The 22,028-nt window shown below is 44.2% G+C and carries 22 protein-coding genes and 1 pseudogene; 15 read left to right on the top strand and 8 right to left on the bottom strand.

Features of this window, described 5'->3' with window-relative positions:
- Positions 1–40 precede the first annotated feature (40 nt).
- Positions 41–352, top strand: coding sequence for a rhodanese-like domain-containing protein (locus BTW01_RS00785; protein ID WP_162101163.1), 312 nt, complete (start codon positions 41–43; stop codon positions 350–352).
- A gap of 21 nt (positions 353–373) precedes the next feature.
- Here the strand turns inward: BTW01_RS00785 and melA are convergent, their stop codons facing one another.
- Positions 374–1,672, bottom strand: a complete 1,299-nt coding sequence (melA, locus tag BTW01_RS00780; RefSeq protein ID WP_162101162.1) for an alpha-galactosidase MelA — start codon at positions 1,670–1,672, stop codon at positions 374–376.
- Between the two features lie 149 nt (positions 1,673–1,821).
- Positions 1,822–1,992, bottom strand: coding sequence for a hypothetical protein (locus tag BTW01_RS00775; RefSeq protein WP_202923581.1), 171 nt, complete (start codon positions 1,990–1,992; stop codon positions 1,822–1,824).
- A gap of 180 nt (positions 1,993–2,172) precedes the next feature.
- Between BTW01_RS00775 and BTW01_RS00770 the strand changes: the two are divergent.
- From BTW01_RS00770 to BTW01_RS00760, 3 genes and pseudogenes are all read left to right on the top strand, one after another.
- Positions 2,173–2,272 (top strand): annotated as a pseudogene (locus tag BTW01_RS00770) (6-carboxyhexanoate--CoA ligase); the annotation flags it as partial.
- 88 nt (positions 2,273–2,360) lie between these two features.
- Complete coding sequence (gene bioB / locus BTW01_RS00765) at positions 2,361–3,359, top strand: biotin synthase BioB (protein WP_162101161.1); 999 nt, start codon at positions 2,361–2,363, stop codon at positions 3,357–3,359.
- Positions 3,360–3,557: 198 nt separating this feature from the next.
- Positions 3,558–3,740, top strand: coding sequence for a sporulation protein Cse60 (locus BTW01_RS00760; RefSeq protein WP_162101160.1), 183 nt, complete (start codon positions 3,558–3,560; stop codon positions 3,738–3,740).
- A 38-nt stretch (positions 3,741–3,778) separates the two neighbouring features.
- Here the strand turns inward: BTW01_RS00760 and opuD are convergent, their stop codons facing one another.
- On the bottom strand, positions 3,779–5,314 hold the full coding sequence (gene opuD / locus BTW01_RS00755) for a glycine betaine transporter OpuD (RefSeq protein ID WP_162101159.1): 1,536 nt from the start codon (positions 5,312–5,314) through the stop codon (positions 3,779–3,781).
- A 188-nt stretch (positions 5,315–5,502) separates the two neighbouring features.
- Complete coding sequence (locus tag BTW01_RS00750; RefSeq protein WP_162101213.1) at positions 5,503–6,765, bottom strand: NAD(P)/FAD-dependent oxidoreductase; 1,263 nt, start codon at positions 6,763–6,765, stop codon at positions 5,503–5,505.
- A gap of 205 nt (positions 6,766–6,970) precedes the next feature.
- Between BTW01_RS00750 and murJ the strand changes: the two genes are divergently transcribed.
- Positions 6,971–8,608, top strand: a complete 1,638-nt coding sequence (gene murJ, locus BTW01_RS00745; RefSeq protein WP_162101158.1) for a lipid II flippase MurJ — start codon at positions 6,971–6,973, stop codon at positions 8,606–8,608.
- A 64-nt stretch (positions 8,609–8,672) separates the two neighbouring features.
- Positions 8,673–9,392 carry a pseudouridine synthase gene (locus BTW01_RS00740; RefSeq protein WP_162101157.1) on the top strand — a complete coding sequence of 240 codons (720 nt, stop codon included), beginning with the start codon at positions 8,673–8,675 and terminating at the stop codon, positions 9,390–9,392.
- Positions 9,393–9,730: 338 nt separating this feature from the next.
- Here the strand turns inward: BTW01_RS00740 and BTW01_RS00735 are convergent, their stop codons facing one another.
- Positions 9,731–9,952, bottom strand: a complete 222-nt coding sequence (locus BTW01_RS00735) for a DeoR family transcriptional regulator (RefSeq protein ID WP_003152337.1) — start codon at positions 9,950–9,952, stop codon at positions 9,731–9,733.
- 289 nt (positions 9,953–10,241) lie between these two features.
- Between BTW01_RS00735 and BTW01_RS00730 the strand changes: the two genes are divergently transcribed.
- Positions 10,242–10,949: an ABC transporter ATP-binding protein gene (locus tag BTW01_RS00730; RefSeq protein WP_162101156.1), complete on the top strand. Its 708-nt coding sequence runs from the start codon at positions 10,242–10,244 to the stop codon at positions 10,947–10,949.
- Entirely contained in the window at positions 10,946–12,103 is a 1,158-nt protein-coding gene (locus tag BTW01_RS00725; protein ID WP_162101155.1) for an ABC transporter permease, read from the top strand. Before BTW01_RS00730 ends, BTW01_RS00725 begins: the two co-directional genes overlap by 4 nt.
- Before the next feature lie 37 nt (positions 12,104–12,140).
- Here BTW01_RS00725 and pbuO read toward each other — a convergent pair whose 3' ends face one another.
- Positions 12,141–13,439, bottom strand: coding sequence for a hypoxanthine/guanine permease PbuO (gene pbuO, locus BTW01_RS00720; protein WP_162101154.1), 1,299 nt, complete (start codon positions 13,437–13,439; stop codon positions 12,141–12,143).
- A gap of 96 nt (positions 13,440–13,535) precedes the next feature.
- On the opposite strand from pbuO, the gene pepV reads away from it, so the two are divergent.
- On the top strand, positions 13,536–14,927 hold the full coding sequence (gene pepV / locus BTW01_RS00715; RefSeq protein ID WP_162101153.1) for a dipeptidase PepV: 1,392 nt from the start codon (positions 13,536–13,538) through the stop codon (positions 14,925–14,927).
- A 32-nt stretch (positions 14,928–14,959) separates the two neighbouring features.
- Here the strand turns inward: pepV and cysK are convergent, their stop codons facing one another.
- The gene (cysK, locus tag BTW01_RS00710; protein WP_162101152.1) at positions 14,960–15,895 is read right to left on the bottom strand and encodes a cysteine synthase A; all 936 of its coding nucleotides are present in this window, start codon (positions 15,893–15,895) and stop codon (positions 14,960–14,962) included.
- Between the two features lie 148 nt (positions 15,896–16,043).
- On the opposite strand from cysK, the gene thpR reads away from it, so the two are divergent.
- The 4 genes from thpR (at position 16,044) to BTW01_RS00690 (ending at position 19,958) form a co-directional block, all read left to right on the top strand.
- A complete protein-coding gene (thpR, locus tag BTW01_RS00705) occupies positions 16,044–16,595 on the top strand; it encodes an RNA 2',3'-cyclic phosphodiesterase (RefSeq protein ID WP_162101151.1) in 552 nt (183 codons plus the stop codon).
- Positions 16,596–16,620: 25 nt separating this feature from the next.
- Complete coding sequence (locus tag BTW01_RS00700) at positions 16,621–17,535, top strand: hypothetical protein (RefSeq protein ID WP_162101150.1); 915 nt, start codon at positions 16,621–16,623, stop codon at positions 17,533–17,535.
- A gap of 48 nt (positions 17,536–17,583) precedes the next feature.
- Positions 17,584–18,513, top strand: coding sequence for a YegS/Rv2252/BmrU family lipid kinase (locus BTW01_RS00695; protein ID WP_162101149.1), 930 nt, complete (start codon positions 17,584–17,586; stop codon positions 18,511–18,513).
- Positions 18,514–19,160: 647 nt separating this feature from the next.
- Positions 19,161–19,958: a phosphotransferase family protein gene (locus BTW01_RS00690; protein ID WP_162101148.1), complete on the top strand. Its 798-nt coding sequence runs from the start codon at positions 19,161–19,163 to the stop codon at positions 19,956–19,958.
- Here the strand turns inward: BTW01_RS00690 and BTW01_RS00685 are convergent, their stop codons facing one another.
- On the bottom strand, positions 19,959–20,237 hold the full coding sequence (locus BTW01_RS00685) for a YtzH-like family protein (RefSeq protein WP_162101147.1): 279 nt from the start codon (positions 20,235–20,237) through the stop codon (positions 19,959–19,961).
- 204 nt (positions 20,238–20,441) lie between these two features.
- On the opposite strand from BTW01_RS00685, the gene trmB reads away from it, so the two are divergent.
- Both trmB and BTW01_RS00675 read left to right on the top strand, forming a co-directional pair.
- Positions 20,442–21,083, top strand: a complete 642-nt coding sequence (trmB, locus tag BTW01_RS00680) for a tRNA (guanosine(46)-N7)-methyltransferase TrmB (protein WP_162101146.1) — start codon at positions 20,442–20,444, stop codon at positions 21,081–21,083.
- Between the two features lie 69 nt (positions 21,084–21,152).
- Positions 21,153–21,995, top strand: a complete 843-nt coding sequence (locus BTW01_RS00675; RefSeq protein WP_202923580.1) for a YtnP family quorum-quenching lactonase — start codon at positions 21,153–21,155, stop codon at positions 21,993–21,995.
- Positions 21,996–22,028: the final 33 nt, after the last annotated feature.

Below are 22,028 nucleotides of genomic sequence, written 5' to 3'. Positions count from 1 at the left end.
ATATACTAAAACATGATTATTGTGAATGGGAGTGTTCTCTTTGGAAATAAAAGAAATCAGCACAGCCGCTTTGAAAGAAAAAATAGAGGCGGACGAAGAATTATATTTGATTGATGTCAGAGAAGATGAAGAGGTGGCGGAAGGCATGATCCCGCAAGCTGTTCATATTCGCATGGGCGATATTCCTGAAAAAATGGATACCCTTGATAAAGACAAAGAGTACGTGTTTATCTGCCGCTCAGGAATGCGCAGTATGAATGTCTGCAGATACTTGGATGAACAGGGCTTTAAAACAATAAATGTTGAAGGCGGCATGATGGCTTGGGAAGGCGAAACAAAGCCAAAAAACTAGGGAAGGATTTTCCCTAGTTTTTTATTTATATTCCGGAAGCCAATTGCCGTGCGCTGCAAATAAATCGTCACACATAGAGATGATGTCATTCAAGGAAAGCTCCGCGCTTGTATGCGGATCAAGCATTGCGGCTTGATAAACCGCTTCTTTTTTTCGAGTGACAGCCGCTTCGATTGTCATTAGCTGTGTATTAATATTTGTCCGGTTTAAGGCTGCAAGCTGCTCAGGCAGTACTCCGGCGAAGCACGGGGTGATTTTTTTTCTGGCGGCGACGCATGTTACTTCCACAACTGCTTTTGAAGGGAGATTGGTAATCAGCCCTGTATTCAGGACATTACCTCCGAAGGTGAACGGTTCGTTCGTTTCCATCGCTTCGATTATTCTTGAGCCGTATTCCTTTGAGCGTTTATGTGCAAGGTTTTTATTGTTAACGATATCATCCCGCATTTTCTCCCAATTTTGAATCTGTTTGACGCATCTTCTCGGATATTCATCGAGCGGGATTTGCAGCTCGCTGATTAGCTCGGGATAATTTCGTTTAATAAAGTATGGATGATATTCTGCGTTGTGTTCGGATGATTCCGTGACATAATAGCCGAACTTATCCATCAATTCGAACCGCACCATATCATGATGCTTTGTGTTTTGTTTTTCTTTTGCTCTCCTTTTGATTTCCGGATATAAATCTGCGCCGTCTTTTTTGACTTCCAACAGCCAAGCCATATGATTGATGCCCGCGATGCGCTCCTCAATCCCGCTATGCTCCATTCCGAGAGCTTTAAATAAATTTTTTGTGCATACTTGAACACTGTGGCAGAGCCCGATTGTTTTGATATTTGTATAGCGAAGCATAGCGCCTGTAAGAGAAGCCATAGGATTGGTATAGTTTAAAAACCACGCATTCGGGCACATTTTCTCCATATCTTTTGCGATATCAAATAAAACCGGGATGGTCCTAAGTGATCTGAAGATCCCGCCGATGCCGACTGTGTCGGCAATTGTCTGACGAAGCCCGTACCGTTTCGGAATTTCAAAGTCTATGACTGTGCTCGGTTTATACCCCCCAACCTGAATTGCATTGATGACATAGCTTGCATTCTGCAAGGCGAGTTTTCTGTCATCGTAGCTATTAATCGCCACACTTGGATTATAGCGGTCTCTCAGATTTTCGAGCATGAGCTGGGATTCCTGCAGGCGTTTTGGATTAATGTCGAAAAGAGCGAACTCAAAGCCATTAAGAGCTTCTGTTAACAAACAGTCTCCCAAAACATTTTTAGCGAAAACCGTGCTCCCTGCACCGATAAATGTAATCTTTTTCATATGGCTTCTTCCTTTCATATGATCTCTTTACCGCTCTGGATAAAAAGCTGACAATAAAGTATTTTTGCAGCGTCAAAAACAGCGTGACCATCAACAAGGATTGCCTGAGTGCAGCTGCCGCAACTAAATGCGTTTTTTGCGGCCGGCTTTCAGCCCATTTCTTTAACGTACGCAAGCGTGCAAAGGCTGATGATCAAAATGATAAATGCCATAGAGAGGCCTTGTGTTGCGGCATATCCTGCATCCTGCTGTTTGAAATACAACGCATATATAAACGGCCGCAGTGCCGAAGCCGCCTGCGGTGAGCATGACAATATCAAACTGCTTAACCCTCCAATACTGTTGTACGACTTTGGAGCTGATAATAAATGAGAATGCCCTCAGCAATATGGACATAAAGAAGACATCTTATATTGACAGAATCATGTGTGAATAATAGTATTTTAATTGTTAACCTTTTTTTTAAATAGTTAACAAAATGACAGGAAGTGATTTTCGATATACAAGAAGAAACATTTTACAGTGTCAGATGATGATGGCGGAAAGCATATGTCCGGCGGAGAACGGCTGATTCCCTGCCATGAGATGAAGCGCACACTCTATACATAGGTCATCTCATGCAAGTATGATCGATGAAAGCAAAACGGTTCTACATTATGATTACTATGAATCAAGTGGAGGTATGAGAATGAATCAATGGATGGAACTCGCAGACCGGGTGCTTGCTGGAGCAGAAGTGACCAACGGAGAAGCGCTTTCTATATTAAACTGTCCAGATGAAGATATTTTTCTTTTGCTGCACGGAGCTTTTCAAATCAGAAAACACTTTTACGGTAAAAAAGTAAAGCTCAATATGATTATGAATGCGAAATCTGGACTCTGTCCGGAAAACTGCGGCTATTGTTCACAGTCAGTGATTTCAAAAGCGCCGATTCAGGCTTATCAGATGGTGAATAAGGAAACGCTTCTAGAAGGCGCAAAGCGCGCGCACGAACTGAATATCGGCACGTATTGCATCGTGGCAAGCGGCAGAGGCCCCTCTAATAAAGAAGTGGATCAGGTCGCAGACGCGGTGCAGGATATTAAACAGACATATGGACTAAAGGTTTGTGCGTGTCTTGGACTATTAAAGCCAGAGCAGGCGAAGCGGCTCAAGGAAGCCGGAGTAGATCGCTATAATCATAATGTGAACACATCAGAGAGAAACCACCCAAACATCACGACCTCACATACATACGATGACAGAGTCAATACGGTTGAAATCGCCAAAGAATCGGGACTGTCTCCGTGTTCAGGCGCCATTATTGGGATGAAGGAGACGAAACAGGACGTGATTGATATTGCCAAAAGCTTAAAGGCGCTTGACGCGGATTCCATTCCGGTGAATTTTTTGCACGCGATTGACGGCACACCTTTAGAAGGCATTAACGCATTAAACCCATTATATTGTTTAAAAGTGCTGGCGCTGTTTCGTTTTATCAACCCGTCGAAAGAAATTCGCATTTCCGGAGGAAGAGAGGTCAATCTCCGCTCATTGCAGCCATTAGGGCTTTACGCCGCTAACTCTATTTTTGTCGGTGATTACTTAACAACTGCCGGACAAGAGGAGACGGAGGACCATAAAATGCTGAATGATTTAGGCTTTGAGGTCGAATCAGTCGAAGAAATGAAGGCCAGCTTTAATTGAGAAGCCGAGAGAGTCAACAAGCAATCGCCGTGATGCCGATTGCTTTTATTTTGAACAGAAAGGAGAGTGCATGTTCAACACTTCACGCGCCGTTCACCCTATAAAGGGGGATTTATTCAAATATGAGATGATGATCATTTCTCTATCATAACGCTGTTCCAACAGGAATAGATTGATAGAGAAAGGAGAGCGGATAAGATGATGAAGGTAGCAGTTTTTGATGAAGAGCATGAAAAAGACTTACAAACGGAAATCAATTCATTTTTAAAAGGGATATCGGAGGAGCAGCTAATTGATATCAAATATACGGTGTCGGCGGCGTGCGACCCAGACGGTGAGCAGCTTTACTGTTTTTCCGCCCTTATATTATATCGCAAATAAAAAGAGCTTTCCGCCAGGGCGGAAAGCTCTTTTTATTGTTAGTATGCTTTTTTCACTCTTGGACTTCTTGGTTTATCGATTTTTTCCGCTTTTTTGATCTCTCTTCGTTCTTTTGAGAGCGATTTATAGAGAGCGGCAATCATCAGCAGAATAACGATAGAAAACGGCAGTGCTGCCAGAATCGCTGTGTTTTGCAAGGCGGCAAGTCCGCCGGAATACAAGAGAACAGCAGCCATTGCAGATTGAATGATACCCCAGCTGAATTTTACTGAATTGGCTGGGTTCAAAGAGCCGTATGTCGTCTGCATGCCGAGTACAAATGTTGCAGAGTCAGCAGACGTAATAAAGAATACAGCAATCAAGATCAATGACAAAATAGATGTCAACATCGTCAGCGGATAGTGGTCAAGTGTTCCGAACAGCATTGTTTCAGTTGACAGATTCGCTACATTGAATGTGCCACTTTGCTGAAGATCCATAGCCGATACGCCAAAGATAGAGAACCATAGGAACGCGAGAATACATGGTGTTACCAGAACACCGATCAAAAATTCTCGGATCGTCCGTCCCCTGGATACCCGGGCAATGAAGATGCCGACAAATGGAGACCAGGAAATCCACCATGCCCAATAGAAAATCGTCCAGCTGTTAATCCATTCACGTTTTCCAGGATCGTATGGGACCAGTCTGAAGCTCATTTGCACGATATTTTGGATATACTGTCCGATTGAGTCTGTAAATGAGTTCATAATCAGTATTGTAGGCCCGACGAACAGAACAAACAGCATTAACAGTCCGGCTATTATCATATTGGTGTTGCTCAAATACTTCATGCCTTTACCGAGTCCGCTCCACGAAGAAACCAAGAAAATGATCGTAACAACAGTTATTAAAATCAATTGAACGAGAAAGTTATTTGGTATCCCAAATAAGTAATTTAATCCGCCATTGATTTGAGTCGCTCCGATACCAAGACTTGTCGCTACGCCGACAACTGTGGCAAAAACGGCAATACAGTCAATCAATTTGCCGATCGGGCCGTTTACTTTATCACCGAGAATCGGTGATAGCGTGCTGCTGATCAATCCTGGAGCGCCTTTTCGAAATTGGAAATAAGCGATACATAATGCTACAACGGCATAAATTGCCCAAGCGTGCAGACCCCAGTGGAAAAACGTATAGCGGAGCGCATCTCTAAAGGCTTGGGGGGTTTCTGTTTCACCTGATGGAGAGCTAATTGCGTAATGGCTGATCGGTTCAGCCGCACCGTAGAATACTAAGCCAATTCCCATGCCTGCGCTGAACAGCATGGCAAACCATGATAATAACCCGAATTCCGGTTTTTCATCGGGCTTTCCGAGTTTAATTTTTCCGATCGGGCTGAAAATCAAGAAGAGACAGAACCCGACAAATAATGAAACAACCAAAAGATAGTACCAGCCAAACGAATTGGTGATAAATGCTTGTGCGGATTGGGATACGTTTTGCAGGCTGTCAGGAGATACAACGCCCCACAATACAGCGGCAGCTGTGATTACAATCACAATCCAAAATACACTAGATATATTTTTCAACTATTCTCACCCTCTAAATTTTTTATGTACGCCTATATTTGCTCGCAGGCTTAGTATGGTCGTACGCTGGCAGATCATTCCTCTCTTAAAATTACCCCGCAATCAGGTGAAACAAAACAAGTCTCACCCTACCATGAATGCGGGGAATTTTCAAATATTCAGCGTTTGGAAACAAATTGAAAAGGCGGTCAAGAGCGGGCGAAGCGGCCGGCATTGAGTCCGGCAAGCCTTCCGGTTACAAGGGCCGAGGTAATATTATATCCTCCTGTGTATCCGTGGATATCCAGAATTTCACCGCAAAAATAAAGCCCATCCATTTTTTTAGAAGCCATCTTTTTCGGGTCAATTTCTTTAACAGATACCCCGCCTCCCGTGACAAAAGCTTTATCAAGAGACAATGTGCCGTTTGCGAGGACGGTAAACTGCTTGCAGTCCTTTACAAATTGTCTGAAAGGGTCCTTCGGCAGCTCAGAAAAAGATACGTTCGGAGAGATGCTGTTTTTTTCAAGCAAGAAGAGGAGGTAGCGCTCCTGCATCCAAGGTTTCAGTACGTTTTTAATAGCTTTTTTCGGTGCTTCCTTCAGTTCTTTGTACATTTTTTGAAATAGTGTTTCTTCATTGATATCCGGATACAAATCAATTTTGATCGGAACTTGCGGCTGTTTTTTCAGCTCTTTCACGACAAATTGGCTGCATCTGAGAATGGCAGGTCCTGAGAGGCCGAAATGGGTAAATAGCATATCCATTTTATGAGTGATGATTGGTTTGCCTTTTTTATTGAGCACACTGACAGCGACATCTCTTAATGATAAGCCCTGAAGTGTTTTTTGCTTGATGAACGGTTCTTCAGATGTGACGGGAACCTCTGTCGGAAATAGTTCTGTTATAGTATGACCCGCAGCTTCAGCCCATTCATAGCCGTCTCCTGTGCTTCCGGTGTGAGGCACACTTTTACCGCCAACAGCGATAATGACTGCCTGACTGTGGAGCATTTCGCCGTTATTCGTCACAATTCCTGCTGCTTGCCCATCTTCATAGACGACAGATTTTATTTTCTCATTCGTTCTGATCGTTACACGAAGCTGTTTCAGCCTATTTAACAGGGCGTCAACGACACTTTGGGCTTTATCAGTCACAGGAAACATCCGGCCATGATCCTCTTCCTTCAATTGAATGCCAAGATTTTCAAAAAAATTGATAATGTCTTCATTACTGAATTCAGAAAATGCACTGTATAAAAACCGCCCATTGCCGGGGATGTGCTTAATAATTTCCTCAACAGGAAGCCGGTTCGTCACATTACAGCGGCCTCCGCCTGAAATCGCGAGTTTTCTGCCTAATTTATTTCCTTTATCAATCAGCAAAACCTCTGCGCCCTGTTCTCCCGCTGCGATTGCGGCCATTAAGCCTGAAGGGCCTCCGCCGATTACGATTACGTCATATTGTTTCATTTTTATCATCAACTTTCTATTTCCATTTCGTCTGCGAACACTCCGTTCACAGTACTATTATAGCGAAAGAAAGCCTCTCCTTAAACGTCTTTTGCCGCGAACCTGAATCGTTCACAAGATTGCTTTTGTATTTATTACCGTCTAAATGCCCAGTTGTGGTAAAATAGAAAAGTTGAATCTTCGTAGAAAATGGTGATGAAGAAACATGTCAAGCAAACTGTTAAGAGGCACGTTTGTATTAACGCTCGGTACATATATATCGCGGATTCTGGGAATGGTCTATTTAATTCCCTTCAGCATTATGGTCGGGGCGACAGGCGGTGCATTATTTCAATATGGATACAACCAATATACTTTATTTTTGAATATTGCTACGATGGGATTTCCCGCGGCCGTTTCTAAATTTGTTTCCAAATATAATTCCAAAGGGGATTATGAAACAAGCAGAAAAATGCTCAAGGCCGGCATGTCGGTTATGCTTGTCACAGGAATGGTTGCCTTTTTCATCCTGTATTTATCCGCTCCGTTTTTTGCGGAAATATCGCTGGGAGGAAAGGATAATAACGGCCTGACCATTGATCATGTTGTCTATGTCATCCGCATGGTCAGCTTAGCACTTCTGGTCGTGCCGATTATGAGCCTTGTCCGCGGTTTCTTCCAAGGGCACCAAATGATGGGGCCGACAGCTGTTTCCCAAGTCGTTGAACAGATTGTCCGGATCATCTTTTTATTGAGTGCGACTTTCTTGATTTTGAAGGTTTTTAACGGCGGTCTTGTGATCGCTGTCGGCTATGCAACCTTCGCAGCGCTGATAGGCGCCTTCGGAGGCCTGATTGTGCTGTATATGTATTGGAACAAACGGAAGGGCGGCTTGTTGGCGATGATGCCGAATACGGGGCCGACAGCAAACTTAAGCTATAAGAAAATGTTTCTCGAACTGTTCAGCTATGCCGCTCCGTACGTTTTTGTCGGACTAGCCATCCCTTTGTATAATTATATTGATACAAATACATTTAACAAAGCGATGATTGAAGCCGGCCATCAGGCCATCAGCCAAGATATGCTGGCGATTCTTACCTTGTATGTGCAGAAGCTCGTGATGATTCCGGTTTCCCTTGCAACGGCTTTCGGTCTGACATTAATTCCAACGATTACTGAATCGTTTACAAGCGCAAACTACAAGCTGCTGAATCAGCAGATCAATCAAACGATGCAGACGATCCTGTTTTTAATCATTCCAGCTGTTGTAGGGATCTCCCTATTGGCAGGACCGACGTATACGTTCTTTTACGGATCAGAGAGCCTTCATCCTGAGCTGGGGGCAAACATTTTGCTCTGGTATTCACCAGTTGCGATTTTGTTCTCTTTATTTACGGTTAATGCAGCTATCCTGCAAGGCATCAATAAACAAAAATTTGCGGTTGTCAGCCTTGTGATCGGCGTCGTAATTAAGCTTGTGCTGAATGTGCCGCTGATCAAGCTGATGCAGGCTGACGGTGCGATTTTAGCGACAGCGCTTGGATATATCGCTTCGCTTTTATACGGATTTATCATGATTAAACGCCATGCAGGCTATTCGTATAACATATTAATCAAACGGACTGTTCTGATGCTGGTCTTGTCAGCCATCATGGGTATAGCTGTGAAAATCGTCCAATGGGTATTAAGTTTCTTCATTTCTTACCAAGATGGCCAGGTGCAGGCTGCAGCAGTTGTGGTGATCGCTGCGGCTGTTGGCGGAGCTGTTTATTTATATTGCAGCTACCGATTAGGATTTTTGCAGAAAATAGTGGGACGGCGTTTGCCCGGGTTCTTAAAGAGAGGCAAACATGCCGGCCGATGAACAAAACATAAGAAACGGAGAGCTCGCATGCTGCGGGCTTTCTTTTATAAAGGAGAGATTAGGGATGAGGCTTGATAAGCTGCTTGCCAACAGCGGATATGGTTCAAGAAAAGAGGTCAAAGCCGTTGTGAAGGCGGGTGCCGTCATGATTGATGGCAAAATGGCCAAAGACGTAAAGACACACGTTGATCCTGCTGCTCAGGAGGTTACCGTTTACGGAGATCCGGTTGATTATCGTGAGTTCATTTATCTCATGATGAATAAGCCGCAGGGAGTGCTGTCGGCGACGGAGGACAGCCGCCAGCAAACAGTGGTTGATCTGTTGACGCCGGAAGAGATGAGATTTGAGCCATTTCCGGCAGGCAGGCTTGATAAGGATACAGAGGGCTTTTTGCTGCTCACAAATGACGGACAGCTCGCACATCGGCTTCTATCGCCTAAAAAACATGTTCCAAAAACGTATGAAGTCCATTTAACATCACAGATTTCATCTGAGGACATGTCCGATTTGGAAGCGGGTGTCTACATAGAAGGCGGCTATAAAACAAAGCCGGCAAAAGCGGAAATCAAAGCAAACGATAGCGGCAATACCGTGATATATTTGACGATTACAGAAGGAAAATACCATCAGGTTAAGCAGATGGCAAAGGCTGTCGGCAATGAAGTGATATATTTGAAGCGGCTTTCGATGGGGCCGGTTTCCTTGGACCCTGCTCTTGCGCCAGGAGAATACCGTGAGCTTACAGAAGAAGAGCTTGCGTGTCTGAATGAACCGCAGGCATGAAAAATCCCGCATTTCCATGCGGGATTTCAGCGTGTCGACAAACTCTTGCATTCGTTGTCAGGCCTGTGCGTCGGTGCTCACGAATGATGAAAGGAACGGCAGCTTACATGCTTAGGCGTCCTGCCTAAACACCGCCGTCATCACCTCCTGTGAAAGTCTGCTCCTATGCTCGCCCTTCCTAGACATCAAAAGTTTTCAATCACGCTGAATAAAGATGACAAAATCCCGCATTCCATGCGGGATTTTTTTATTTATAAACACGCAAAAACAAGGGTCAGAAGTTTCGTCACCCTGTATTTATCAGGCCGCGCGCAGGCGGCCCTATGTAATTTTTTAATTTATGATGTAATCTTTACTTTCTTTCTCGTTGTCTCCCACTTGCCACGGCTTGGACTATGAACAAGATCATTATATGCCAACACATTTAAGTCTCTTTGAATCGTTCTAGGTGTAATGCCGAATTCATCAACCAGTTCTTGTGTTGTCACAAGGCCTTTTTCTTGTATAAACATATAAACTGATTTGATTCGAGTTAGCATACGGTTTGTTGAAGGTTTCAAAAAACCACTCCCTATCATAAGATCGGATGGACTTGACTAACCACAACTCACGACTATCAACTGCGTACAAAATTACAACTAAGGCAGACATGTGAAGTTTTTAGATAATTCGCCCTTATTATACACGATACCGCAGTGATGAATCTAGAGATAACTTCTATTAAATTTTTTCCAATTTAAGCTGTGCGGCCATCCTTGTTGGATTACTATGTATTTCGACACAATATTATTATGGTTACAGGAACTTTTTTTATTCTTTTTCGTAGTAAATTTTGGAGGTGGATGAAAATTGACAAAATTGCTTGAGGCCTCAATTGAACAGGCAGGATATACTAGCCGAAAAAAAGTTCTTGCTGATGTTTTTTTGGAAGTCGGAAAAGGAGAGATGGTCGGGTTAATCGGGGCTAACGGCGCCGGAAAAAGCACCGCGATCAAAGCGATACTCGGCCTTTCAGAAGACTTTAAAGGGAATATTGCCTGGAACGACTGTTCATTTGCATATATTCCTGAACATCCGGCCTTTTATGAAGAGCTGACGCTATGGGAGCACTTGGATCTGATCAGCACGCTCCGCGGTATTGGAGAGCATGAATTTTCGCGTGCCGAAAGCCTGCTGCAGACGTTTTCGCTTGACCACGTTCGGCATGAACTGCCTGTCACGTTTTCAAAAGGCATGCAGCAAAAACTGATGCTGATCCAGGCTTTTCTTTCTAAACCGGATATGTATGTGATCGATGAGCCATTTATCGGCCTTGATCCATTATCAACGAAATGTTTTGTGGACATGCTTAAAGCTGAAAAAGAGAGGGGAGCCGGCATCCTCATGTGCACGCATGTACTCGATACCGCAGAAAAAATGTGCGATCGTTTTTACATGATTGAGAAAGGATCTGTTTTTCTCCAAGGCACGTTAAAAGATATTCAGGAACAGACTGGATCAGAGGGGCAGTCATTGCTTGATTGTTTTTATAAGGCGGTTCAAGGTGATCGATCATGAATGGGCGAGCGCTGTTTGTTCGAAGGCTGTTTGACCATTACAGATATCAGTTTAAGGTGATGCATGCGGTCATAGACTGGACGGTTGCTCTCTACATTGTTTTGCCGGCGCTTGTTTTCGTCATCTATCAGTATGTTGATTTGCTGAACGGAAGCGGCCTTTTTTATGAGTGGTCGGAGATAATAGAATGGAGATGGCTGTACGCTGTGTGTGCGTTGATCGTGTGTACAGGCACAATTCATACGTTTGTAATGGAAGCGGACAAAGTATTTTTGCTGCAAAAGAAAGAGATGATCTATCAGCTCAAACGGTTTGCGCTAGTGTATTCTTTTTTTGTCACGCTGGCTAAATGGCTGCTGCTCTTTTTCGTTGTTTTTCCCTTTATCGGTCATTCTGTTCACCTTACGCTGGCAGAAAGCGCTGCTCTATTGTGTTATTTGTTTGGTCTCCATATATTCTTTTTATCCTTGAAGCAAGACAGGATCAGGTGGCCGCGCACCATGTCGAGATGGATTGGCGGTATTCTTCTCAAAGCCGTTCTTTTCTCTGGTTCTGCTGTCCTGATCGCTTTTAGTGATTGGCGTTTGCTTGCGCTCATTGGCATTTTGTTTTTGATTTTCGCATTTGGCCGCGGTTTAAAAAAGGCAGCTTCAATCTCGGGTTTCGAAGCAGAGGTGATTGAAGAGAAAAAAAGCAAGTTGGCGCTTGCTGGACTTGTGATGATGATGAGCCAGGAGACAGGGGTCCCGAAGGTGAAAGACAGGATGAGAAGAAAACCATTCCTATACCGGAATTCAAGAAGGATATTTAAAAAAAGAACAATCTGTACAGGCTATAAGGAGTTGTTTTTCAAAGTCATGCTGAGGAATGGCGAGTATATGAGGCACATGTACATGTTATTGTCAGCGTTCACCGTTCTAATAGTTGTCTTCCCGATTGGGCTGAAGCTGATTGCGCTGTTGGTGTATACAGGTGTATGCCGTTTTCTTCTAACGCTTATGTTTGACAAGATCATGGATGCTCCTTTTTTAATCGGCGCCGATAAGGAAAGTGATGAGTACTACCGAGCCCGAAAAAGCTGTATTAACACGCTGCACTATGCATTTTCTGCCTGCTGTTATATAGCGGCCGCTATTTCTTTATTGTTTACATAAAAACCCCAAACGCTGACGTTTGGGGTTTTTGTACAGGTTATAAAATGAACAGCTGGATGAAAAACAGAATAGCGAAAACAATAACGAGCGGATGAATCTCTCTCCATTTTCCCCGCGCTGCTTTAACGATTGGATATGAAATAAACCCAAGCGCAATTCCTGTAGAGATGCTTGATGTCAAAGGCATGGCCAAAATAACGAGAAACGCAGGAAACGCATCATCCATTTCTTTCCATTTGATATGAGAAACAGAACTCATCATCAGGCTGCCGACGATAATCAAAGCAGGAGAGGTGATAGCGGCGATACCGGATAAGGCACTGACGAGCGGACTGAAAAACATTGAAACTGCAAACAGCACCGCAACAGTCAAAGCGGTAAGCCCTGTTCTTCCTCCGGCTGCGACACCAGCGGAAGATTCGATAAATGCCGTTGTTGGACTTGTGCCGAAAACAGCGCCTACTGTTGTCGCTGTTGAATCAGCAAGCAGCGCTTTTCGCACGTTTGGCAGCTTGTTGTTCTTCATCAGCCCAGCTTGCTCTGCAACACCGATCATTGTGCCGGTCGTATCGAAAATTGTGACCAATAGAAAAGAAAAGACAACGGCGTACAGGCCATGATGTATGACGTCTCCAAAAGCGGAAAACGGATTTGCGATGATCAGCCCGTCCGGCAAATGAGGGAGAGACATAAGCCCTTTCGGCAAATGCAGCTGGCCGGTAAAAAAGGCGATTAAAGCCGTCGCCGCCATTCCGATAAATAAGGCTCCGCTGACATTCAAAACCATCAGAACCACACTGAGCAAAAGCCCGATCAGTGTTAAAATTACACCTGGTGAGTGTAAATTACCGAGTGTAACCAAATTTGATTCATCAGCTGCCACAATTCCGGCCTGCCGCAAACCGATAAAAGCGATAAACAGCCCGATGCCTGTTGTGATCCCGTATTTTAAATTGTTTGGAATCGCTTCTATAAGTTGTTTTCTTAGAGGCGTTAACGATAAAATAATGAAGAGAACCCCTGCTGTAAACACAGCGCTGAACGCTGTAGCGTATGTGATTCCGCCATCGCTTGCGCTTACGACATGAAAGGCTAAATAAGCGTTCAAGCCCATGCCCGGCGCAATAGCAATCGGATAATTTGCTGCAAGGGCCATCCACAGCGTCCCGACAATGGAGGCAATAATCGTTGCGGTGAAAACCTGGTCGAAAGGAACCCCGGCGTTAGCCAGAATGACTGGGTTAACCACGACGATATAGACCATTGTGAAAAAGGTTGTCAGCCCTGCTATGATTTCTTGCTTTATGGATGTTTGCTGCTCTTTTAGATGAAACATAGTATCCTCCAATTACGAACAATTTAACAAAATCACATTAATATTATTCGTTTTATTTAGTTTTTGCAAGTGGTTTCTTGCGGAAAGGGGAACGTTATGAACTGGGAAGTTGAAGTGATCAGGAAAAAAGAAGATTTAATTCGTGATACCCAGAAGTTTTTGAGAATCAACAGTGTAATGGATGACACAACCGCAGGACCCGGCAAACCGTTTGGGGAGGGAGTAAATGCCAGTTTGACGTCACTATTGGAGCTCGGAGACAAAGAAGGCTTTACAACTAAAAACCTTGACGGCTTCGCAGGACATATTGAATGGGGCGAGGGCGATGAGATTGTCGGTGTACTTTGCCATGTTGATGTTGTGCCGCCAGGGGACGGCTGGACGAGTGATCCATTTTCAGCGGATATACGCAACGGACGGATTTATGCAAGAGGCGCTATTGATGACAAAGGTCCGACGATGGCGGCGTTTTACGCGCTGAAAATTGTAAAAGATATGAATCTGCCCCTGTCCAAGCGTGTCAGAATTATTATTGGAACTGATGAAGAAAGCGATTGGAGATGTGTGGAGCATTATTTCAAGCATGAAGAAATGCCGGCAATGGGGTTTGCGCCGGATGCCGATTTTCCGATTATTAACGCGGAAAAAGGAATCATTGATGCTTCATTATTCATCCCGCTTCGCTCAATCCAATCCGATTCAGAAGCAGTGCTTGTCTCATTTCAATCAGGCCTCCGCTTGAACATGGTGCCTGACGCTGCGGAAGCTGTCATTGAAGGACCGAAAAAAGAAGAAATTCTTGCTTCGTTTAAAAACATGCTTCACACGACAGATCAAAAAGGTGAAGCTGCAATAGAGAACGGCCAGCTCATTTTGCGTATGTTCGGGGTTTCCTGCCATGCGATGGAACCGAATAATGGAATTAATGCCGGCCTTTTACTATGTGAATTTTTGCAGCAGACTAAGCTTGACGAAGCAGGACAGCAGTTTGTGCACGTTGTAACAGACAAGTTTTCAGACGATACGAGAGGGAAGAAACTAAATATCGACTGTGAGGATGACATTAGCGGAGAGCTGACATTAAATGTCGGAACACTTCGTTATTCGAAAGGGCAAGGAGGCAAGCTAGGGATCAATATCCGCTATCCTGTGACCGCAGAAAGCAAAGTGATCCGTAATGTATTTGAAAGCGCATCTGAATTTGAGCTGGGAGATTTCAAGGACAGCAAGCCGCATCATGTATCAGCAGACCATCCGTTAGTCAAAACTCTGCAAATGGTTTATGAAAGCCAGCTCGGTAAAAAAGCTGATTTAATCTCAATCGGCGGCGGGACTTATGCCAGATCTTTAAAAGCCGGTGTCGCTTTCGGCCCTCTGTTCCCAGGACGCCCTGACAGTGCACATCAAAAGGATGAATATATCGAAATTGATGATTTGCTCAGATCGACAGCGTTATATGCGCAGGCGATCTATGAACTGGCGAAATAAAAGGACCGGCTTCTGCGGAAGCCAGTCCTTTTTTAAACTAATGACCATAAATCAGTTGATAAATACCGTTCCCCTGTATCGGCAGTCATGCAAACCACAACTTGGTCAGGAGAGAGGCGTTTCGCTGTTTCGATTGCCGCGAAGCAGGCAGCGCCTGAAGAAGGTCCGACAAGGATTCCTTCTTCAGCGGCAAGGCGTCTTGTCGTCGTATAGGCGTCTTCATCAGAAATTTTGATAATCTCATCATATACATCTTGATTTAAAATCGGAGGTATAAAACCTGGACTCGTCCCAACAAGCTTATGGGCGCCGGGTTTCCCTCCAGATAATACAGGTGAACCTTCAGGCTCGACAACATGAACCGTAATATCAGGAAAAAGCTCTTTGAGCGCTTCACCTGTTCCTGTAATGGTTCCTCCCGTTCCGGAAGATGCTACAAAAGCGCCGAGCGGTTTTCCGATTTCCTCTATTGCCCGGGCAATTTCAGGAGCCGTTGTTTTTCGGTGTGCGTCAGGATTGGCGGTATTATCAAACTGCATTGGTATATAGCTGTTCGGAATTTGTTCGGCAAGCTCCTTCGCTTTCTTAATGCTGCCTGGCATTCTTTCCGCTCCGGGTGTTAATACAACCTCTGCACCGTAAGCTTTTAGCAGGTTTATCCGTTCCTTCGTCATCGTATCAGGCATGACTAAAATCGCTTTGTAGCCGCGTGCAGCTGCATTCATGGCGAGCCCGATTCCGGTATTTCCGCTTGTCGGCTCTATAATGACTGAGCCCGGCTTAAGCAAACCGTTTTGTTCTGCTTCTATAATCATATGATAAGCAGCTCTGTCTTTCACACTGCCGCTTGGATTGAAGTATTCAAGCTTTAAATAGACTTGAGCCGCGTTTTCCGGCTGAAGCCGATTCAATCTCACAAGCGGTGTGTCTCCTATCAGTTCTGCTGTGTTTTTAACGATTTTCAACATTGTCATTCCTTTCTGAATAAAACAAGTGTCATATAATATCCTAACATAATAAACGTTTGTAGGAGAGTGTTTTCATACACTGTTCCTCTATTCGCACAGCCTCTTTATTGATAAAATAATAGCTGTCAGAGAAGGGAGTGTCAGACGGATGCCGGATATACGGCCTCATTATTTCATCGGTGTTCCTATTCCTGAGGGAATTGCGAATGCCATTTACCAAGCTGCGAAAAACGAGCCGGCTTTGACGTTTCAAAAATGGGTACACCCGCTTGACTACCATATCACATTAATTTTTCTCGGAGCGGCGGATGAGACACAAATCAAGCAGCTTGAAGGCTCACTAGCTGCGATTGCTTCAGAAACCGATTCGTTTCCGATCGAGTTTGGCCAAATAGATGTATTCGGCGACCGCAGAAGACCACGTGTTTTACATCTGGAGCCAAAGAAAAACAGTACGCTTGACATGTTGCGGGAACAGACAAAACAGGCTGTTCTTCAAGCCGATTTTCAAGTGGAAAAAAGACCGTATCATCCCCATATGACGCTGGCTAGAAAATGGACAGGTGAAGCAGGGTTTCCGACACATGTTCCATTTGAACGCGGCGAGGTTTCAATGATGGCCCAGAGGTTTTCGCTCTTTCGAATACACTTAAACCGGTCACCAAAATATGAGGAACTATTCAAATTTCATTTATCTTAATACATTGCGGAGTGGAGAAACGAACATGGCACAAATCATTAAAATTCATGATTATATATCGAGATATGAGCTAGATCCTTACCACTATATCAACCAGTTTGTACGGCTGAAAAAAGAGCGCTGGCATTCACTGTTAGAAGCAGCAGAGCGCCAGCATGAAAAAAGGCAAGCCGGTGCCGAAGAGCCTGAACCAGAACAAAAACGAAAAAAATTTTCATTGAAAAGAAGAAAAGAAGAGATAAAAGCCGATATACAAGAAGAGAAACACCAATGGTTTGAAGAAGATGAAGATATACATGTAAGGCTGCCGCAGAGCAGGATGGCGCTGGCGTCTTTTTATAAAAGACATTTATATGACTTTCAGCTTAAATGGGCAAGCTCTACTCTTTCAGACATATCTCGTCTTTCAAATCAGGTGAAACAGGACCGCATATTGCGTTATCTGACTCAGCAGCTGCCTGATTCTTATTTCATTATGTATAAGCCTGTGCTGCAAATTCAGCAGGCGGCGGTTGAGTTAAGCATTGTGATTATTTCCCCTCTCGAGATTTATTGCGTTTCTTTTTTAGAAGCGGAGGAAGACAGTGTGTACATAGGGTCTAAAAATCGTTTTTGGGAGAAGAAAACAGCCTCTCAGACTGCATCAGTGTTAAATCCGGGCCTGAGCCTGTTTCGAACCGACTCTGTTGTCTCAAAGATCGTAAAGGAAAAACAGGCTGAGATTCCGGTTCGCAAATTGCTTCTGAGCAGATCGTCATACATCGATTACCCGGAACCGCCGTACGGCTTAGAAATAGCAGATAAGCGAAACGCGGAGGAATGGATTGAGCGGCAGAAGAAAAATACTGCACCGATTAAACATCATCAGGTGAAAGCTGCAAAGGCTCTGTTGTCTTACTGCATGTCTGAGTCCTATCGTAGACAAGAGTGGCTGGAGTAGAAGAGAACGATTTGAGCGGTTGCCTCATAACATAAGCAGGTGAGAGAGATGAGCCATTGGTTTTTTATTATTAATCCGACAGCAGGTCATCGAAACGGACTGCGTGTTTGGAAGTCGATTCAAAAGGAATTGATCAAACGAAAGGTCGAGCACCGCTCCTTTTTAACTGAACATCCGGGACATGCTGAGGTGCTCGCCAGGCAGATTTCAACGATACAGGAATATAAACTCAAGCGCCTGATCGTCATTGGCGGAGACGGAACGATGCACGAGGTTGTTAACGGGCTGAAAGATGTTGATGATATTGAATTGAGCTTCGTGCCAGCGGGCGCGTACAATGATTTTTCGAGAGGATTTTCGATTAAAAAAATCGATCTGATACAGGAAATCAAAAAGCTAAAACGTCCGTTAACCAGAACCTTTCATTTAGGGAGCGTTCATTTCCTTCAGGATAAATCACAGCTTCTTTATTTTATGAATCATATCGGAATCGGGTTTGACGCATATGTCAATAAAAAGGCGATGGAATTTCCGCTGCGGCGATTCTTTCTTTTTCTCCGCCTTCGATTTCTTGTGTATCCGCTATCCCATTTGCATGCCTCGGCGACCTTTAAGCCGTTTTCGTTAGCTTGTACAATGGAAGGAGAGACACAAGAATTTCATGATGTCTGGTTTGCAATTGTATCCAACCATCCGTTTTACGGAGGCGGCATGAAGGCGGCTCCGCTTGCAAATCCGCGCGAGAAAGCATTTGATATCGTGATCGTTGAAAATCAGCCATTTTTGAAAAAGTATTGGCTTTTATGTCTGATGGCGTTTGGAAAACATACAAAGATGGACGGCGTTACGATGTTTAAAGCAAAAGATATTACGCTTTACACGAAGGGGAAAATTCCATTCCATGCTGACGGAGAAATCATGGGTACCACCCCGTTTCGTCTGGCATCGAGTCCTTCACCCCTAAAGATCAAAACATAAACGGATTGAAGAAAAAGCATCCGCCGCAGATTTAAAGCGTATATCGATGACTGATTCCTGCTGAACAAAAAGAAATCTTGAAACCGCCGTTTCAGCTTGAGAGAGAAACGGCCGCTTTTCCGCTGGGGAGAAATACTGGCACGCCGTCGGAGCATCCAGCGGCGGCAAAATGGATCTCCAAACGTGGCACACGTTTGATAATTTCACTTTGTTATCATGGAGGGCTGGGAGCTTGCCGCAGCTCAGCTGCTGTCAAGCTTTCATATTCGGATAATTCGGGCGCAGATAAAAGGGCGCCGGTCACTGGGGATCTCGCAGGTGTGAATATATGTTTTGCAGCTGCAACAATTCAGAATGGACGGCAGCCAAGATCCATCAGGTTTTCAGCTTGACCTGAAAGAAATCAAGAAAGCGATTGCTCGGAACGGTATTCTATATTTAGCATCAGATCTTAAGAGTTTTGCTTGACGAAGTTTGGGCTATAGCGCTAAAATTTAAAGGACGGCTATTGATTAGCATATGAGACTCTCAATAGCTGTCTTTTTTATTTTCATACGCTTCGTACGAAAAAGGCACTCGCTGGATATACTGGAGACGATTAGCCTTTATTCTAAAATATTTTAAGAAATGATGGGTTGAACATTGATATGAACTGGTTGGGACAATTACTAGGTAGCGATTGGGAGATCTTCCCCGCCGGAGGAGCTACAGGAGATGCATATTATGCGAAACATAACGGGCAGCAGCTTTTTTTAAAACGTAATAGCTCACCTTTTTTAGCTGTTTTATCCGCCGAAGGCATTGTTCCGAAGCTGGTTTGGACAAAACGGATGGAAAATGGAGATGTTATTACGGCCCAGCACTGGATGACCGGCAGAGAGCTGAAGCCTAAAGATATGAGCGGACGGTCCGTTGCTGAATTGCTTCGTAAAATACACACATCAAAAGCCTTGCTGGACATGCTGAAGAGACTTGGAAAAGAACCGCTGGACCCGGGTGCTCTTCTTTCTCAGCTGAAGCAGGCTGTATTTGTTGTGCAGCAATCTTCGCCGCTGATTCAAGAAGGGATCAAATACTTAGAAGAACATCTGCATGAAGTGCATTTCGGTGAAAAAGTCGTTTGCCATTGTGATGTCAATCATAATAACTGGCTATTGTCTGAAGACAACCAGCTGTATTTAATTGACTGGGACGGCGCCATGATTGCTGATCCGGCCATGGATCTCGGGCCCTTGCTATACCATTACGTCGAAAAGCCAGCTTGGGAGAGCTGGCTGGGCATGTACGGCATTGAATTAACAGAAAGCCTGCGGTTGCGAATGGCTTGGTATGTGTTGGCTGAAACAATTACTTTCATTGCGTGGCATAAAGCAAAAGGCAATGATAAGGAGTTTCATGATGCAATGGAAGAACTGCACATGCTTATGAAACGTATCGTTGAATAATCAGGAATACGAATCCATTTTCTCTACCCACTGAGTCAGACTGTTTTGATGCTCTTGTATGTGTGAGTCAATGGATTTGGACGATATTCCTGATTGGCTGTAGCGGTACACATCTTCCAGCACGTTTTTGAAGTTTGAATCTAGTTCGGTGTTTGCCATCAGCGATTTAATCACACGCTCAAGCTGCTCGTACTCGGCAACGGTTCCGCAGCAGTCCAATTGATGGTCAGTCAATATATCTTTCAATAAATGAACTTGATGCTCATATTGTAAACCCATAACGGTACACATCCCTTCAGTATCATACGGGTTAATTTGTTCAAAATAGAGTGTTTTTATGCATGTGAAAGGAGTGTTCCGGCAGACGGGAGCCTCCTTTTTTATGTCATCGGCCCTAAAAGACACACTGGAAAAACGATCTTGCGGGTCCTTTTAATTCATGGTATGTTGTTAGTCGAAATAATAGATAGAGGTGTCAATCATATGAGAATGCGCCATAAGCCTTGGGCTGATGACTTTTTGGCTGAGAACGCACATATTGCCATCAGCAATCCTGCTGATTATAAAGGAAAATGGAACACAGTGTTTGGCAACGACAATCCGATTCATATCGAGGTTGGAACAGGAAAAGGACAATTCATTTCTGGAATGGCCAAACAAAATCCGGATATTAATTATATTGGTATTGAGTTATTTAAAAGCGTCATCGTGACAGCCGTCCAAAAAGTAAAAGACAGTGAAACGCCGAATGTAAAGCTTTTGAATATAGATGCTGACACGCTGACAGATGTGTTTGAGCCAGGTGAAGTCAATCGGGTTTACTTAAACTTTTCTGATCCTTGGCCGAAGAACCGTCATGAAAAACGCCGTCTGACGTATTCCCACTTCCTTAAAAAATATGAAGAAGTAATGGGGAAAGACGGAGCGATTCATTTTAAAACAGACAACCGCGGCTTGTTTGAGTACTCTTTGAAAAGCTTCTCTGAGTACGGCCTGCTGCTGACATATGTCAGTCTCGATTTGCATAACAGCAATCTTGAAGGCAATATTATGACAGAATACGAAGAAAAATTCTCAGCACTCGGCCAGCCGATTTATCGGGCTGAGGTTGAATGGAGAACGTAAAACAGACTCTCGACAGGAGTCTGTTTTTTTTATGGACCGTTTGCTACTATGATGACAGGGGGGATGAAAATGGAAACAATGAAAGTTGGAAATATCACATTGACCTGGCTTGACGGAGGTGTGACACATATGGATGGAGGCGCCATGTTCGGGGTCGTTCCGAAGCCATTATGGTCCAGAAAATATCCAGTCAATGAAAAAAACCAGATTGAACTACGGACAGACCCTATCCTCATACAAAAGGACGGGCTGAATATAATTGTCGACGCGGGAATTGGGGCCGGCAAGCTGACTGATAAACAAAAACGAAACTATGGCGTGACACAAGAGTCGAATGTAAAAACATCCTTGGCAGGACTCGGGTTAACGGCTGCTGATATAGACGTGATTGCGATGACACACCTTCATTTCGATCATGCATGCGGTTTAACGGAATACGAAGGAGAACAGCTCGTCTCTGTCTTTCCAAATGCAGTGATTTATGCATCAGCTATTGAATGGGATGAAATGCGCCATCCGAATATCCGATCGAAAAATACATATTGGAAAGAAAACTGGGAGGCTGTTGCCGGCCAAGTCAAAACCTTTGAAGACAACTTAACAATCACAGAGGGAATGACGCTGCACCACACTGGAGGCCATAGTGAGGGCCACAGTATTCTTATATGCGAGGATGCGGGTGAAACCGCAGTACATATGGCAGATCTGATGCCGACACACGCCCACCGCAACCCGCTATGGGTGCTGGCTTACGATGATTATCCGATGACCTCTATACCGCAAAAGCAGAAATGGCAGTCATTCGCAGCGGAAAAAGACGCATGGTTTATTTTTTATCATGATGCCCAATATCGCGCGCTTAAATGGGATGAAGAGGGAAGCATCAAAGAGTCAATCAAGCGAATCAACTAATAGCATATTTTTAGGTTTACCCTGCATGTTTTC

The organism is Bacillus sp. SKDU12 (genome assembly GCF_010093085.1).
GTDB lineage: Bacteria > Bacillota > Bacilli > Bacillales > Bacillaceae > Bacillus > Bacillus mexicanus.
The sequence above is the reverse complement of the archived record's forward strand: the minus strand, read 5'-3'. Positions and strand labels throughout refer to the sequence as shown.

What these genes read in the sequence shown, in the direction of transcription:
- melA (WP_162101162.1), bottom strand. Translation starts at nt 1,672, where the DNA reads ATGAAAAAGATTACATTTATCGGTGCAGGGAGCACGGTTTTCGCTAAA.
- bioB (WP_162101161.1), top strand. Translation starts at nt 2,361, where the DNA reads ATGAATCAATGGATGGAACTCGCAGACCGGGTGCTTGCTGGAGCAGAA.
- BTW01_RS00760 (WP_162101160.1), top strand. Translation starts at nt 3,558, where the DNA reads ATGATGAAGGTAGCAGTTTTTGATGAAGAGCATGAAAAAGACTTACAA.
- BTW01_RS00750 (WP_162101213.1), bottom strand. Translation starts at nt 6,765, where the DNA reads ATGAAACAATATGACGTAATCGTAATCGGCGGAGGCCCTTCAGGCTTA.
- murJ (WP_162101158.1), top strand. Translation starts at nt 6,971, where the DNA reads ATGTCAAGCAAACTGTTAAGAGGCACGTTTGTATTAACGCTCGGTACA.
- BTW01_RS00740 (WP_162101157.1), top strand. Translation starts at nt 8,673, where the DNA reads ATGAGGCTTGATAAGCTGCTTGCCAACAGCGGATATGGTTCAAGAAAA.
- BTW01_RS00725 (WP_162101155.1), top strand. Translation starts at nt 10,946, where the DNA reads ATGAATGGGCGAGCGCTGTTTGTTCGAAGGCTGTTTGACCATTACAGA.
- pbuO (WP_162101154.1), bottom strand. Translation starts at nt 13,439, where the DNA reads ATGTTTCATCTAAAAGAGCAGCAAACATCCATAAAGCAAGAAATCATA.
- pepV (WP_162101153.1), top strand. Translation starts at nt 13,536, where the DNA reads ATGAACTGGGAAGTTGAAGTGATCAGGAAAAAAGAAGATTTAATTCGT.
- cysK (WP_162101152.1), bottom strand. Translation starts at nt 15,895, where the DNA reads ATGTTGAAAATCGTTAAAAACACAGCAGAACTGATAGGAGACACACCG.
- thpR (WP_162101151.1), top strand. Translation starts at nt 16,044, where the DNA reads ATGCCGGATATACGGCCTCATTATTTCATCGGTGTTCCTATTCCTGAG.
- BTW01_RS00700 (WP_162101150.1), top strand. Translation starts at nt 16,621, where the DNA reads ATGGCACAAATCATTAAAATTCATGATTATATATCGAGATATGAGCTA.
- BTW01_RS00695 (WP_162101149.1), top strand. Translation starts at nt 17,584, where the DNA reads ATGAGCCATTGGTTTTTTATTATTAATCCGACAGCAGGTCATCGAAAC.
- BTW01_RS00690 (WP_162101148.1), top strand. Translation starts at nt 19,161, where the DNA reads ATGAACTGGTTGGGACAATTACTAGGTAGCGATTGGGAGATCTTCCCC.
- BTW01_RS00685 (WP_162101147.1), bottom strand. Translation starts at nt 20,237, where the DNA reads ATGGGTTTACAATATGAGCATCAAGTTCATTTATTGAAAGATATATTG.
- trmB (WP_162101146.1), top strand. Translation starts at nt 20,442, where the DNA reads ATGAGAATGCGCCATAAGCCTTGGGCTGATGACTTTTTGGCTGAGAAC.
- BTW01_RS00675 (WP_202923580.1), top strand. Translation starts at nt 21,153, where the DNA reads ATGGAAACAATGAAAGTTGGAAATATCACATTGACCTGGCTTGACGGA.